At 73.0% G+C, this 13,960-nt stretch carries 14 protein-coding genes; 7 read left to right on the top strand and 7 right to left on the bottom strand.

The window, feature by feature from the left end; genetic code table 11:
- Positions 1–623: fibronectin type III domain-containing protein (locus tag D3105_RS23015; RefSeq protein ID WP_133305700.1), on the top strand; the 623-nt coding region annotated here is incomplete at its 5' end.
- Between the two features lie 382 nt (positions 624–1,005).
- The gene (locus D3105_RS36095; RefSeq protein WP_118904958.1) at positions 1,006–1,512 is read left to right on the top strand and encodes a peptide deformylase; all 507 of its coding nucleotides are present in this window, start codon (positions 1,006–1,008) and stop codon (positions 1,510–1,512) included.
- Here the strand turns inward: D3105_RS36095 and aceB are convergent.
- Together aceB and D3105_RS23000 are read right to left on the bottom strand one after the other, a co-directional pair.
- Positions 1,406–3,025 (bottom strand): malate synthase A, encoded by a 1,620-nt coding sequence (gene aceB, locus D3105_RS23005; RefSeq protein ID WP_118904957.1) that lies wholly within the window; start codon positions 3,023–3,025, stop codon positions 1,406–1,408. The two genes, D3105_RS36095 and aceB, sit on opposite strands and share 107 nt — an antisense overlap.
- A gap of 283 nt (positions 3,026–3,308) precedes the next feature.
- Positions 3,309–3,926, bottom strand: a complete 618-nt coding sequence (locus D3105_RS23000; RefSeq protein ID WP_240646998.1) for a nucleotidyltransferase family protein — start codon at positions 3,924–3,926, stop codon at positions 3,309–3,311.
- 202 nt (positions 3,927–4,128) lie between these two features.
- Here D3105_RS23000 and D3105_RS22995 point away from each other — a divergent pair, with 202 nt between their 5' ends.
- A complete protein-coding gene (locus D3105_RS22995; RefSeq protein ID WP_030585310.1) occupies positions 4,129–4,443 on the top strand; it encodes a DUF5955 family protein in 315 nt (104 codons plus the stop codon).
- 45 nt (positions 4,444–4,488) lie between these two features.
- Here D3105_RS22995 and D3105_RS22990 read toward each other — a convergent pair whose 3' ends face one another.
- Positions 4,489–5,136 (bottom strand): response regulator, encoded by a 648-nt coding sequence (locus D3105_RS22990; protein WP_118904955.1) that lies wholly within the window; start codon positions 5,134–5,136, stop codon positions 4,489–4,491.
- Positions 5,133–6,335 carry a sensor histidine kinase gene (locus D3105_RS22985; protein WP_118904954.1) on the bottom strand — a complete coding sequence of 401 codons (1,203 nt, stop codon included), beginning with the start codon at positions 6,333–6,335 and terminating at the stop codon, positions 5,133–5,135. Before D3105_RS22985 ends, D3105_RS22990 begins: the two co-directional genes overlap by 4 nt.
- Before the next feature lie 110 nt (positions 6,336–6,445).
- Between D3105_RS22985 and D3105_RS22980 the strand changes: the two genes are divergently transcribed.
- A complete protein-coding gene (locus D3105_RS22980; protein ID WP_118904953.1) occupies positions 6,446–7,528 on the top strand; it encodes an FtsX-like permease family protein in 1,083 nt (360 codons plus the stop codon).
- Positions 7,525–8,205 (top strand): ABC transporter ATP-binding protein, encoded by a 681-nt coding sequence (locus tag D3105_RS22975; RefSeq protein WP_118904952.1) that lies wholly within the window; start codon positions 7,525–7,527, stop codon positions 8,203–8,205. Before D3105_RS22980 ends, D3105_RS22975 begins: the two co-directional genes overlap by 4 nt.
- Positions 8,206–8,277: 72 nt before the next feature.
- On the opposite strand, the gene D3105_RS22970 is transcribed toward D3105_RS22975, so the two are convergent.
- On the bottom strand, positions 8,278–9,081 hold the full coding sequence (locus D3105_RS22970; RefSeq protein WP_030585313.1) for an IclR family transcriptional regulator: 804 nt from the start codon (positions 9,079–9,081) through the stop codon (positions 8,278–8,280).
- A gap of 350 nt (positions 9,082–9,431) precedes the next feature.
- Between D3105_RS22970 and allB the strand changes: the two genes are divergently transcribed.
- Positions 9,432–10,775 (top strand): allantoinase AllB, encoded by a 1,344-nt coding sequence (gene allB, locus D3105_RS22965; protein WP_118904951.1) that lies wholly within the window; start codon positions 9,432–9,434, stop codon positions 10,773–10,775.
- Positions 10,776–10,846: 71 nt separating this feature from the next.
- Entirely contained in the window at positions 10,847–11,968 is a 1,122-nt protein-coding gene (gene alc / locus D3105_RS22960) for an allantoicase (RefSeq protein WP_118904950.1), read from the top strand.
- A gap of 94 nt (positions 11,969–12,062) precedes the next feature.
- On the opposite strand, the gene D3105_RS22955 is transcribed toward alc, so the two are convergent.
- Complete coding sequence (locus D3105_RS22955; protein ID WP_118904949.1) at positions 12,063–12,893, bottom strand: aldo/keto reductase; 831 nt, start codon at positions 12,891–12,893, stop codon at positions 12,063–12,065.
- Between the two features lie 169 nt (positions 12,894–13,062).
- The gene (locus D3105_RS22950) at positions 13,063–13,866 is read right to left on the bottom strand and encodes an SDR family NAD(P)-dependent oxidoreductase (RefSeq protein ID WP_206272854.1); all 804 of its coding nucleotides are present in this window, start codon (positions 13,864–13,866) and stop codon (positions 13,063–13,065) included.
- Positions 13,867–13,960 lie beyond the last annotated feature (94 nt).

Below are 13,960 nucleotides of genomic sequence, written 5' to 3'. Positions count from 1 at the left end.
TCACCACCCGGGCCACCCCGCCGAAGGACGACGAGCCCCCCACCACCCCGGCGCAGCTGACGGGCCGCGCCGACGGAAGCCGTGGAGCCACGCTCACCTGGGGTGCGGCCAAGGACGACGTCGGCGTCACCTCGTACGACATCTACCAGGAGGGCTCCCGGATCCACAGCGTCCCCGCCTCCGAGACCACGGCGAAGCTCACGGGGCTGCGCCCGGGGACCGTCTACACCTTCACCGTCCGGGCCCGGGACGCCTCCGACAAGTCCTCGGCCGACAGCAACACCCTCGACCTCACCACCGCCTCCGCCCCCGGCGCCCCCGCGAGCACCGCCCCCACCGGTCTGCGAACCGAAGTCGCCAAGGAGGGCGGCCTGTTCACCCTGGACCTCTCATGGGACCAGCCCGACACGGGCGGCACCATCCCCGCCTACGAGCTGTACATGAACGGCAAGCTGACCACCACCGTCGTCTGGGGCGGTACGCCCCCCAAGGGCCGCGCCACCTACCGGCTCGACCTCCCCGACCCGGCGGGCACCCGCTACTCGGTGAAGCTCAGGGCCAAGCTCCCGGACGGCAAGTGGGGCGACTTCTCGGCCCAGCGGACGGTGGTCCTGACGGACTGAAACCGGTCTCGGCATCCGCCTCCCGGGCGTGCCCCCCGCACACCCTGTGGTCCATTGACCCCGGAAGGGCCGGCCGGGATGGGGCGGGCGTGCGGGGCTCGCCGGGCGGCTGGTCTCAGGCCAGGAACGGACTGTTTCCCGCCATTCACCTGGCTCTTCACAACAAATACATATCGTGTGGTTGATCTATGGCGTGTCGGTAGTTGCGCTCACCCCTTCGCGTCCACCGCCGGTGCGACGACCCGATGGGAAGGTGGTCTTCCGACGAGGGGGAGTGTGCCAACACATGGTGGCCCTGCCGGCAGCCAGGGGCTGAACCCGGCGCGGGACTCTTCGTCATCAGCCCCTTCCGGGATGTGGTGACCGGGCTGCGCAGGCACCTCTGCTCAGTGGCCCCCCCGGGACCGGGTGGGCACGGCCCGCACCACGCAGGGAAGGAGTCCGACGTCGTGCTGCTCGTTCTCGGAGCGGGCGGCGACAGATCCGGGCCCCGGTCCTGGACGGCGCACCACTGGCGATCGAGGGCCGGGGCTGCTTAGCCCGGTGTCTTGAGCACGAGACGGACCATCTGCACGGGCGTCTCTGTCTGGACCGGCTCGCCCGGCGGGAGCTTCAGGCGGCCCTGCGGGAATGGGCGGACGCCAAGGACGAGGTCTTCGCCCGACGAGCCGAGCGGGGCGGCGCGGTGGGGCAAGTGAGGCGGGCGACCGGCCCGGGAAACACCACCGCCCCCGGCGCTGTGCGGTGCCGGGGGCGGTTCGCGTCCGTCGTGACGGGACGGGTCAGCGCAGCTGCTCGTACGCGGGCAGGGTCAGGAAGTCCGCGTAGTCCTGGTCCAGGGAGACCTGGAGCAGGAGGTCGTGGGCCTGCTGCCACTTGCCGGCGGTGAAGGTCTCCTCGCCGATCTCCTCGCGGATCGCGGCCAGTTCCTCGGCGGCGACCTTGCGGGCCAGGTCCGCGGTGGCGTGCTCGCCGTTCTCGAAGACCACGTCCGCGTTGATCCACTGCCAGATCTGGGAGCGGGAGATCTCGGCGGTGGCCGCGTCCTCCATCAGGTTGAAGATGGCGACCGCGCCCAGGCCGCGCAGCCAGGCCTCGATGTAGCGGATGCCGACCGCGACGGCGTTGCGCAGGCCGTCGTACGTGGGGCTCGCGTCGAGCGAGTCGATGGCGATCAGGTCGCCCGGCGCGACCGAGACGTCCTCGCGGAGCCGGTCCTTCTGGTTGGGCTTCTCGCCGAGGACCGCGTCGAAGGACGCCAGGGCGATCGGGACCAGGTCGGGGTGGGCGACCCACGAGCCGTCGAAGCCGTCGTTCGCCTCGCGGTCCTTGTCGGCCTTGACCTTCTCGAAGGCCACCTTGTTGACCTCGGCGTCGCGCCGCGAGGGGATGAAGGCGGCCATGCCGCCGATCGCGTGCGCGCCGCGCTTGTGGCAGGTGCGGACCAGGAGTTCGGTGTACGCCCGCATGAACGGGGCGGTCATCGTCACCGCGTTGCGGTCCGGCAGGACGAACTTGGCGCCGCCGTCACGGAAGTTCTTGACGATGGAGAAGAGGTAGTCCCAGCGGCCGGCGTTCAGCCCGGCGGCGTGGTCGCGCAGCTCGTAGAGGATCTCCTCCATCTCGTACGCGGCGGTGATCGTCTCGATCAGGACGGTCGCGCGGACCGTGCCCTGCGGGATGCCGACGTAGTCCTGGGCGAAGACGAAGATGTCGTTCCAGAGGCGGGCCTCCAGGTGCGACTCGGTCTTCGGCAGGTAGAAGTACGGGCCCTTGCCGAGGTCGATCAGGCGCTGCGCGTTGTGGAAGAAGTAGAGGCCGAAGTCGACCAGGGCGCCGGGCACAGAGACGCCGTCCAGCTGGAGGTGGCGCTCCTCCAGGTGCCAGCCGCGCGGGCGCATGACGACCGTGGCCAGCTCATCGGCGGACTTCAGCGCGTACGACTTGCCGGACTTCGGGTCGGTGAAGTCGATGCGGCGCTCGTAGGCGTCGGTGAGGTTGAGCTGGCCGAGGACGACGTTCTCCCACGTGGGGGCGGACGCGTCCTCGAAGTCGGCGAGCCAGACCTTCGCGCCCGAGTTCAGGGCGTTGATGGTCATCTTGCGGTCGGTCGGACCGGTGATCTCCACCCGGCGGTCGTTCAGCGCCGCCGGGGCGGGCGCGACCTTCCAGGAGTCGTCCGCGCGGACCGCCGCCGTCTCGGGCAGGAAGTCCAGCGTGGACGTGCGGGCGATCTCGGCGCGGCGCTCACCGCGGCGGGCGAGCAGCTCATTGCGGCGCGGGGTGAACTGCCGGTGCAGCTCGGCCACGAACGCGAGGGCCGCGTCGGTCAGGACCTCATCCTGCCGGGGCAGGGGCTCGGCATCGACGATGGCCAGCGTGGACGGCGCTGGTGCGGACATGAGCTGTCACTCCTTCAGCGGGCGGCGGCGTCTCGACGGCCGCCGGGTCGCCTGAGACGGCACGGCGTGCCATGGCTCCGAGATACGGCCGTGGGTGCCGTCTGAGGTTCAGAGGGCTTCTGACCAGTGGATAGTAGTTTCCTCATGGTGGAAGTTCAATGGTTTGTTGATGTCGAGATTCTCCGGGTCGACAGAAACGGGCCGACGGCGGCGCAGCGTGCCAGCGCGGCCACGGACTGTTGGCCGCCCTCAAGGGCCACCCCGCCGAGGGCGGCGGCTCCGGTCACTCCAGGTGCCTGAGGTCCTGCGAGGTGTCGATGTCGTACGCCTCGGCCACATCCGAACACTCCACGAGCGTGATCGCATCGCGGTGCTCCCGCAGATAGGTGCGCGCCCCCTGGTCGCCGACGGCCGCCGCCGCGATGTCCGCCCACCGGTCCGCCCCGAACAGCACCGGATGGCTCCGCTCCCCGCCGTACGCGGCCGCCGCCAGGCTCGTCCGCGAGCGGTACGCGAGCCGCACCCGCGCCACCGCCTCGGCGCCGATCCCCGGCTGATCGACCAGGAGGACGAGCGCCGCATCCGCGCCCGTCGCGTTCAGGGCCGCCAGACCCAGCCGGAGCGAGGAGCCCATGCCCTCCTCCCAGCCCGGGTTGACGCTCACCTCGCAGCCTGTGAGATCCGCCCGGGCCTGCACCTCCTCGGCCGCCGCGCCCAGCACCACGTGCAGCGGGCCGCAGCCGCCGTTGCGCAGGGAGCGCATCGCGTGCTCGATCAGCGGGCGGCCCCGGTGCTCCAGCAGCGCCTTCGGGCGGCCGCCGAGCCGACGGCCCCCTCCGGCGGCCAGCAGCACCCCCGCCACCTCGGGGTTCTTCGCCCTGCGCGGGCTGTCCGTCGCCATGTCCTCAACCATGAGGTCTGGATACCACTGAGTCGTTCGCACACGCGACACGCATGTCACCCTCAGGGGTAACCCCGATTTCTTTCCGTGGGCTGGCGCGCACTGCCTGTTATGGCGTTAACTTGCGGGCGAACCCGGGGATTTGGCCACCACCCCGGATTCGGGGGAGACACCGGCACACGGACGTGCGAGGGGGAGTGCTGTGTTGCGAAGCGCGGGACAGAAGCGGCTGACCGGCAGCGGCGAGGACCCGAGGGTGGCCGAGCTGCGGATGGCCGTCTCACGGCTGCGCCGGGAGCTGGCCGGTCTCCGGATCGACTTCCCCGACCGGCCGATCGCCGAGGACGAGCTGGCGGCCCTGGACGCCATGGCCGTCAGCGGTGTCCCGGAAATCCCCCGGATGCGCCGTTCCCTGCTGTTGATCGCGGGGGCGATCGGCTCGGTGAGCGCGGTGGCGGCGGCCCTGCGCGAGGTGCGTAACGCGGTCGACCTCTTCGGCGAGCCCCCGCGCGGGTGAACGCCCCGCGGAACTCCGACCGGGTGACCCGCCGGGCGTGTCCCGTCAGCGGCGGATGAGCCTGCGGGCCGTGGCCGCCGCGACCGCCGACGTACGGGAGTCGACGCCCAGCTTGGCGTAGATGTGCACCAGGTGGGACTTGACCGTGGCCTGGCTCAGGAACAGCCGCTTGCTGATCCGCAGGTTGGACAGACCCTCCCCGACCAGCTGGAGCACCTCCAGCTCCCGCCGCGTCAGCGCCTCGGCCGGGGTGCGCATCCGGTCCATCAGCCGGTGCGCCACCGAGGGCGCCAGCGCGGAGCGGCCCGCCGCCGCCGTGCGCACCGCGGACGCCAGCTCCTGCGGCGGCGCGTCCTTCAGCAGATAGCCGCTCGCCCCGGCCTCGACCGCCGCCAGGATGTCCGCGTCGGAGTCGTACGTGGTGAGGATCAGGACCCGGGGGCCGTCCGCCGCTGCGGTGATCGTCGCCGTCGCCTCCGAACCGTGCATCCCCGCCCCGAACTGCAGGTCCATCAGGACGACGTCGAAGCCGCCCGTCGCCGCCAGGGCGACGGCCTCCTCGGCGGTGGCGGCCTCACCGGCGACCCGGAAGCCCGGCTCGGTGTCCAGGACCGCCCGCAGCCCCGCCCGGACCACCGGATGGTCGTCCGCGAGCAGCAGCCGGATCGCGTCCGCGCCCTCGCCCCCGGTCACGCCGCACGCTCCGCTTCCGCGACGGGCAGCGGCAGCGTGAGCGCCACCGCCGTGCCCTGGCCGGGCGCCGACTCCACGCTCAGCGCGCCGCCCAGCGATCCGGCGCGCGCCCGCATGGCCGGCAGCCCGAAGCCGCCCTCGCCCCTCTCGTGGACCGGAGCCCCCGACGGGTCGAAGCCCCGCCCGTCGTCCACGACGTCCAGCGCCACCGAGGTGTCCATGAAGCTCAGGGTGATCTCCGCCCGCCGGGCCTCCGCGTGGCGCACGGTGTTGGCGAGCGCCGACTGGGCGGTCCGCAGCAGCGCCACCGCGTACGGGGTCGGCAGCTCCACCGGGGTGCCGCTGACCGCGAACCGTACCGTCAGCTCCGGTGCGGTCGTCCGCGCGCAGAGCCGCTCCAGCGCGGCGGCCGGCGACCCGTGCTCCAGGTCCGGCGGGGTCAGCGCCCGTACGAAGGAGCGGGCCTCGGCCAGATTGGCCTGCGCCGCCTCACGGGCGGCCCGTACGTGCGGGGCGGCCGGGGCGTTGTCGGGCAGCGAGCGTTCGGCGGCGCGCAGCAGCAACTGGATGCTGGACAGCCCCTGGGCCAGCGTGTCGTGGATCTCCCGGGCCAGGCGCTCGCGCTCGGCGAGCGTCCCGGCCGTACGTTCCGCCTCGGCGAGGTCCGCCCGGGTGGCGACCAGCTCCACGATCAGCTCCCGCCGCCGTTCGCTCTCCCGGAAGAGGGCGTCGTACCCGAGGACCGTGGCGACGGCCACCGCCGCGCCGATCAGCGGACCGATGAACGCGCCCGGCCCGATCTCCTGCCCGTGCGCGACGAAGCCGGCGATGGCGGCGGCCGCGGTGACCGTGACGGCGGGCAGCGCCCAGCGCATCGGCAGGAAGTGGAGCTGGAGGAAGTAGAGCGGGAAGGCGACCCACAGGGCGTCCGGCGACAGCACCAGCAGCGCCACCCACAGCGCCCACAGCCCGCCCAGCCACCACGCCCCCGCCCGCGTTCCCGGCCGTACGGAGGAGGAGCACAGCGCCCCCGCCGCGTACAGGGCCGCCGTCAGCAGCGTCACGGACACGACCGCCGCCGTGTCCGGCGCGCCCTCGCTCACCGCGCGCACCACCACCAGGGCCAGCAGCCCCGCCAGCAGCGCGTGCAGACAGAGCCGCAGGGCAGCCGTGACGTGGGTGTGCGAACGCGAATCCATGATTCGTCCAGCGTAGCCGCGGAGACCCCGGACTCGGTCAATCGAAAGGTTGATCCCGGGCCCGTCCGCCGCGCGATGTTTTCCCGTCCGCGCCGGACGACGGTGGGGCCATGTTCGTCGCATGGAGAGACCTTCGCTTCGCCAGGGGCCGGTTCGCGCTCATGGGCTCGGTCGTGGTGCTGATCACGCTGCTCGTGGGCCTGCTGTCCGGCCTGACCGCCGGGCTGGCCAGGGAGAACACCTCGGCCGTCACCGGGCTCGACGCCGACCACCTGGCCTTCGCCGCGCCCCCGGACGGGCAGCCGGAGTCGTTCGCCGAATCGGCCGTCCGGGAGGACGACTGGCGGGCCTGGGCCGCCCGGCCCGGGGTCGAGGCCGCGCAGCCGGTCGGTATCCGCACCCTGAACGCCACGGTGGCGGGCGGCCCGACGGCTCCCGTGTCGGCCTTCGGCGTCGAACCGGACGGCACGCTGGGGCCGCCAGGGATCGGCCCCGGACGGGTCGTTCTCTCCGAGCAGGCGGCCGAGGAGCTGGGCGCCGCCGCCGGTGACCGGATCGCGCTGGGCCGGACCGAACGCGAGGTCGCCGCCGTCGCCACCGACGCCTCGTACAGCCACACGCCCGTCGTCTGGACCACCCTCGACGACTGGCAGCAGGTCGGCCACGACGGGGCCGGGCCCGCCGGACAGGCGACCGTGATCGCCCTGACCACCACCGGCGGGGTGGACCTCGCGGCGGGGGACGCGGCGGCGGGCACCAGCACGCTCACCCTCGACGACTCCCTCACCGCGATCGGCTCCTACCAGGCGGAGAACGGCTCGCTGCAACTCATGCGCGGCTTCCTCTTCGCCATCTCCGCGCTCGTCATCGGGGCGTTCTTCACCGTCTGGACGATCCAGCGCAGCGGCGACGTCGCCGTACTGAAGGCGCTCGGCGCGTCGACCCCGTACCTCCTGCGCGACGCGCTCGGGCAGGCCCTCGTGATGCTCGTCCTCGGTACGGGACTGGGCGCCGCCCTCGCCGCCGGGGCCGGGGCCCTGATCGGCGGGGGAGCCGTGCCGTTCGTCCTGGACGCGGCGACCGTCCTCGTCCCGGCCGCCGTGATGATCGCCCTCGGCGCGCTCGGGGCCGCCCTGTCCGTCCGGCGGATCACCGCCGTCGACCCGCTCACCGCACTCGGGAGTGCCCGATGACGCTCACCCTGACCGACGTCACCCTCACCTACCCGGACGGCGATGGCCGGCTGACCGCCCTGGACCGGGTCTCGCTGGACGTACCGGCGGGCACGCTGACCGCCGTCGTCGGGCCGTCCGGCTCGGGCAAGTCGAGCCTGCTCGCGGCCGCCGCCACCCTGGTCACCCCGGACTCCGGCGAGGTCGTGGTGGCCGGGACGCCGACGGCCGGGCTGAGCCGCGCGGGGCGGGCGGCGCTGCGCCGGGACCGGATCGGCATCGTCTTCCAGCAGCCCAACCTGCTGCCCTCGCTGACCGCCGCCGAACAGCTCCAGGCCATGTGCCACCTGTCCGGGGGATCCGCCCGAGGTGCCCGGCGCCGGGCACTGGGGCTGCTCGACGCGGTGGGGCTCGCCGACCGCGCCGACCGGCGGCCGCACCAGCTCTCGGGAGGTCAGCGCCAGCGCGTCAACATCGCGCGGGCCCTGATGAACGAACCGGCGGTCCTGCTCGTCGACGAGCCGACCAGCGCGCTCGACCACGTACGCGGCGGGGCCGTGCTCGACCTGCTGGTCACCCTGACCCGGGAGCGCGCCACCGCCACGGTGCTGGTCACGCACGACCGGGCGCATCTGGACCGGGCGGACCGCACGGTGACGATGAACGACGGACGGCTGACGGTCCCGGCCGGGGTGTGAGACGAGGGGCGGTGGGACACGGCGTTCCGTGTCCCACCGCCCCTCGTCCCAGCGGTCCGGCGTTCCGGGGGTTCAGCCCCCGTTCGTCCCACTGCTCGCCAGCGCCTCCGACAGCTCGCCCGCGACCTGCTGGAGGATCGGCACGATCCGCTCCGTGGCCGCCTCCGTCACGCGCCCCGCCGGGCCCGAGATGGAGATCGCGGCCGAGGTGGGGGAGTTCGGCACGGAGACCGCGAGGCACCGCACCCCGATCTCCTGCTCGTTGTCGTCCACCGCGTATCCGGCACGGCGCACCTGCTCCAGGGCGTCGAGGAAGCCCTCCGGCGTGGTGATCGTCTTCTCGGTGGCGGCAGGCATGCCCGTACGGGACAGGAGCGCGCGGACCTCGTCGGCGGGGGTGTGCGCGAGGAGGGCCTTGCCCACGCCGGTGGAGTGGGGCAGGACGCGCCGGCCGACCTCGGTGAACATTCGCATGGAGTGCTTGGACGGCACCTGGGCGACGTACACGATCTCGTCCCCGTCCAGCAGCGCCATGTTCGCCGTCTCGCCGGTCTCCTCGACCAGCCGGCTGAGGTAGGGCCTCGCCCAGGTGCCCAGCAGCCGGGAGGCGGACTCGCCGAGCCGGATCAGCCGGGGGCCCAGCGCGTAACGGCGGTTGGGCTGCTGGCGTACGTACCCGCAGACGACCAGGGTGCGCATCAGCCGGTGGATGGTCGGCAGGGGCAGACCGCTGCTCGCGGACAGCTCGCTCAGCCCGACCTCGCCCCCGGCGTCGGCCATCCGCTCCAGCAGATCGAAGGCGCGCTCAAGGGACTGCACCCCACCGCTGGTACCGGAGGGCTTGGAGTCGGCTGTGCTGGCGTGGGACGGCGGCACGTCAACGGTCCTTTCGAAGCGGAAGGCAAGGCAGCAGCCTACCCGGCGGTTCCGGTACGGCCCACAGCTCCCCGGTCGGCGTCCGTGCCGGTCAGAGCCTGTTTTGTCCGGGTGCCGCCGGTCGGTTCGGACGGCTCGGCGCCGCCCCTCCTGGCCCATGCTACGTTCCGCAGTTCGAAATCTGACTTTTACTTTGTGGAAACCTCCAGGCGCGGCGGCAGGGCTGGCCCGTCGGGTGCCCGTGCCGGAAGGTGGGTCTTGACGAGGGGGTTTCCCGAGTGAAGACTCCATCGGAGCTTCAACAGTTCGTTGAATTGCTGTGGTGATCATCCTGGAGTGAAGGAGCACAGGTGTCCGGTGTGGACGTGAACCTGGTACTGCGCTCGACGCGCGTCGTCACCCCCGAGGGCACCCGCCCGGCGGCGGTCGCCGTGGCGGGCGGGACGATCGACGCGGTCCTGCCGTACGACGCAGACGTGCCCGCGGGCGCCCGACTGGAGGACTTCGGCGACGACGTCCTGCTGCCCGGCCTGGTCGACACCCACGTCCATGTGAACGACCCCGGCCGCACCGAGTGGGAGGGCTTCTGGACCGCCACCCGCGCGGCCGCCGCCGGGGGCATCACCACGCTCCTGGACATGCCGCTCAACTCCCTCCCGCCGACCACCACGGTCGACCACCTGCGGGCCAAGCAGCAGGTCGCCGCCCCCAAGGCGCACGTCGACACCGGCTTCTGGGGCGGTGCGATCCCGTCCAATGTCAAGGACCTGCGCCCGTTGTACGAGGCCGGGGTCTTCGGCTTCAAGTGCTTCCTGTCGCCCTCCGGGGTCGAGGAGTTCCCGGAGTTGGACCAGGAGCAGCTGGCCCGCTCCATGGCGGAGATCGCCGGATTCGGCGGACTGCTCATCGTCCACGCCGAGGATCCTCACCACCTGGCCGACGCCCCGCAGCGCTCCGGCCCCGCCTACGCCGACTTCCTGGCCTCCCGCCCGCGCGACGCCGAGAACACGGCGATCGAAGGGCTCATCGCCCACGCCAAGCGGCTGAACGCCCGCGTCCACGTCCTGCACCTCTCCTCCAGCGACGCGCTGCCGCTGATCGCCGCCGCGAAGCGCGAGGGCGTCCGTGTCACCGTCGAGTCCTGCCCGCACTTTCTCACCCTCACCGCCGAGGAAGTCCCGGACGGGGCCACCGAGTTCAAGTGCTGCCCGCCGATCCGCGAGGCCGCCAACCAGGACATCCTGTGGGCCGGGCTCGCCGACGGCACCATCGACTGCATCGTCAGCGACCACTCCCCGTGCACCACGGACCTCAAGACCCCGGACTTCGCCTCCGCCTGGGGCGGTATCTCCTCCCTCCAGCTCGGCCTGCCCGCCATCTGGACCGAGGCCCGCAGGCGCGGCCACACCCTCGACGACGTGGCCCGCTGGATGTCCGCCGCCCCCGCCGAACTCGCCGGGCTGACCCGCAAGGGCGCCATCGAGGCCGGCCGCGACGCCGACTTCGCGGTCCTGGCCCCCGAGGCGACCTTCACCGTCGACCCCGCCGAGCTCTTCCACCGCAACCAGGTCACCGCCTATGCCGGGAAGACCCTGCACGGCGTGGTCCGCTCCAGCTGGCTGCGCGGCGTCCGCATCGTCTCCGACGGCGTCCTCGCCGAGCCCACCGGCCGCCTCCTGGAACGGGACCGCTGAACCGGTTCCCCCGGCCCCCTCCGTGAACGCGGAACGCGACCACCGCCCGTGCCCGAAAGGACCCCCTGACCATGACGGACGCCTCGATACCCCGCTTCACCGGCGACGCCAGCCCGTATGCGGGCGGCGACCCGTACGCCGACCACCGCACCGCCGCCTTCCCCTTCACCCACCTCGTCGACCTCGCCGACCGCCGCCTCGGCGCGGGCGTCATCGCGGCCAACGACGAGTTCTTCGCCGAGCGCGAGAACCTCCTCAAGCCCGAGCCCGCCGTCTTCGACCCGGAGCACTTCGGTCACAAGGGCAAGATCATGGACGGCTGGGAGACCCGCCGCCGCCGAGGCGTCAGCGCCGCCGAACCCCACCCCACCGCCGACGACCACGACTGGGCCCTCGTCCGGCTCGGCGCGCCCGGCGTCATCCGGGGCATCGTCCTGGACACCGCCCACTTCCGCGGCAACTACCCGCAGGCGGTCTCCGTCGAGGCTGTCGCCCTGCCCGGCTCCCCGTCCCCCGAGGACCTCCTCGCCCCCGACGTGAAGTGGACGACCCTCGTCCCCCGTACGGCGGTCGGCGGCCATGCGGCCAACGGGTTCGCCGTCGACGCCGAGCAGCGCTTCACGCATCTGCGGGTCAACCAGCACCCGGACGGCGGGATCGCCCGGCTGCGCGTGTACGGAGAGGTCGCCCCGGACCCCGCGTGGCTCGCCGCTCTCGGTACGTTCGACCTCGCGGCCCTGGAGAACGGCGGCCAGGTCGAGGACGCATCCGACCGCTTCTACTCCCCGGCCACCAACACCATCCAGCCCGGCCGCTCCCGCAAGATGGACGACGGCTGGGAGACCCGGCGCCGGCGCGACCAGGGCAACGACTGGATCAGCTACCGGCTCGCCGCACAGTCGGGGATCCGGGCCGTCGAGATCGACACCGCCTACCTCAAGGGCAACTCGGCGGGCTGGGCGAGCCTTTCGGTACGGGACGGGGAGGACGGCGACTGGACCGAGATCCTGCCCCGGACCCGTCTCCAGCCCGACACCAACCACCGCTTCGTGCTCGACGGGACCGTCCGGGCCACCCACGTACGGATCGACATCTTCCCGGACGGCGGCATCTCCCGGCTGCGGCTGTACGGATCGCTCACCGACGAGGGCGCGGCGGCCCTGGCGGCCCGTCACCGGGAGCTCGGCGGCTGACCCCGAACAGCGGACACGGCCGGGCGCACCACGATCGCAGGGGGATCGCGGTGCGCCCGGCCGGTCGTTGCGCGAAGGCAGGTGCCGCAGGAGCTCAGAACTCCTCGTGGGACTCCGGGTCGCCGCCGAACCGGCGCTGTCGCCCGGACGCGATCGTCGTCAGCTCCTGCGCCGTCAGCTCGAACCCGAACAGATCGAGGTTCTCGCGCTGACGTCCCGGATCCGCCGACTTCGGGATCGGCACCGCGCCCAGCTGGGTGTGCCAGCGCAGCACCACCTGGCCGGGCGTCACCCCGTGGTCGTCCGCGATCGCCACGATCGAGGGGTCCTCCAGCACCTCCCGGCCCCGGGCCAGCGGGCTCCAGCTCTCCGTCACGATGCCCTTCGCCGCGTGCACCGCCCGCAGCTCCTCCTGCGGAAGGAGCGGATGCATCTCGATCTGGTTCACCGAGGGCAGCACCCCCGTCTCCCGCTCCAGCCGCTCCAGATGCGCCGCGGTGAAGTTGGAGACGCCGATGGAGCGGACGAGACCGTCCTCGCGGAGGCGGATCATCGCCTTCCACGTGTCCACGTACTTGTCGACGCGGGGGAGCGGCCAGTGGATCAGATACAGGTCGACGTAGTCGACGCCCAGGCGGGCCCGTGACTCCTCGAACGAGGCGAGCGTCTCCTCGTACCCCTGATGCCGGCCGGGCACCTTCGTGGTGACGACGACCTCCTCGCGGGGGACGCCGCTGCGGGCGATGCCCCGGCCGGTGCCGGTCTCGTTGCCGTAGTTGAGGGCCGTGTCGACCAGCCGGTAGCCCAGCTCCAGGGCCCCGGCGACGGCCTCCTCGGCCGCCGCGTCGTCCAGCGGATAGGTGCCGAGCCCCACCGCGGGGAGCCGGGTGCCGTCGTTGAGCGTGTGAACCGGTGTGCCGGACATGTGCTGGTCCTGTCCTTCCCGTCGCTGCCCCGTCCCGGCCAGCGTAGGGGCGCGGCCGGTACGGGGCAGCCGGACGCGCCCGCCGGGGGAGCCTCCCCCGGCGCACGCCCACGCGGCGGGCCAGGGGTGAGCCGGGAGGATGCCCCCACGTACGCCCGGGCGGCGGCGCTCAGGCCGCGTGGCCGCCGTCCACGACGAGCTCGGTGCCCGTGATGAAGCCCGCCTCGGCGCTCACGAGGTAGGCGACCAGCGAAGCGATCTCCTCCGTCGTGCCGAAGCGACCCAGCGCGTTCGCCGCGCGCTGCCCCTCGGCCAACGGACCGTCGGCCGGGTTGAGATCGGTGTCCACGGCCCCCGGCTGGATCACGTTCACGGTGATGCCGCGCGGCCCCAGCTCCCTGGCGAGCGGCTTGGTCAGCCCGGTCAGGGCGGACTTGCTGAGCCCGTAGAGGGTGGAGCCGGGCCCGCCCGCGTACCGGCTCAGGGCGGAACCCACGGAGATGACGCGGCCACCGTCGGCCAGCCGCTCCGCCGCCGCCCGGCAGGCGAGGAAGACCGCCCGTACGTTCACCGTCAGCGTTCGGTCCACGTCAGGACCGGCGAGCGCGGCGATCGGGCCGAGGACGCCGATGCCCGCGTTGTTGACCAGGATGTCCAGCCGGCCGAGCGCGTCCGCCGCCCGGTGCACGGCGTCGGCGGCCGCGTCGGCGTCCGCCGCGTCGCAGCGCAGGGCGATGCCCCGGCGGCCGAAGCCCTCGATCTTCGCGACGACCGCACGGGCCGCCTCCTCGTCCTGGACGTAGGTGACCGCGACGTCCGCGCCGTCCTGGGCGAGCCGCAGCGCGATCGCCGCGCCGATGCCCCGGCTGCCCCCGGTGACCAGGGCGGCCCGGTGATGAAGGCCGGAGGGGAGGGCGGCGGAAGCGGTGGCGGGCAGGGTTCCGGAAGGGGTGCTGGAAGCGGTCCTGGACATGGCTGTTCCTCGCTGACGGGGACGCCGTCGCTCCGACGGCATCCCCCAGCAAACGCGCGCCGGGACCCGCGCACCGGCGGGTATCGGACACCTA

It is taken from the genome of Streptomyces globisporus (assembly GCF_003501885.1).
Taxonomy (GTDB): Bacteria; Actinomycetota; Actinomycetes; order Streptomycetales; family Streptomycetaceae; genus Streptomyces; species Streptomyces globisporus_D.
The sequence above is the reverse complement of the archived record's forward strand: the minus strand, read 5'-3'. Positions and strand labels throughout refer to the sequence as shown.

Coding starts and splice junctions, on each gene's coding strand:
- alc (WP_118904950.1), top strand. CDS start 10,847: ATGACGGACGCCTCGATACCCCGCTTCACCGGCGACGCCAGCCCGTAT.
- aceB (WP_118904957.1), bottom strand. CDS start 3,025: ATGTCCGCACCAGCGCCGTCCACGCTGGCCATCGTCGATGCCGAGCCC.
- D3105_RS22985 (WP_118904954.1), bottom strand. CDS start 6,335: ATGGATTCGCGTTCGCACACCCACGTCACGGCTGCCCTGCGGCTCTGT.
- D3105_RS22950 (WP_206272854.1), bottom strand. CDS start 13,866: ATGTCCAGGACCGCTTCCAGCACCCCTTCCGGAACCCTGCCCGCCACC.
- D3105_RS22955 (WP_118904949.1), bottom strand. CDS start 12,893: ATGTCCGGCACACCGGTTCACACGCTCAACGACGGCACCCGGCTCCCC.
- D3105_RS22980 (WP_118904953.1), top strand. CDS start 6,446: ATGTTCGTCGCATGGAGAGACCTTCGCTTCGCCAGGGGCCGGTTCGCG.
- D3105_RS23000 (WP_240646998.1), bottom strand. CDS start 3,926: ATGGCGACGGACAGCCCGCGCAGGGCGAAGAACCCCGAGGTGGCGGGG.
- D3105_RS22975 (WP_118904952.1), top strand. CDS start 7,525: ATGACGCTCACCCTGACCGACGTCACCCTCACCTACCCGGACGGCGAT.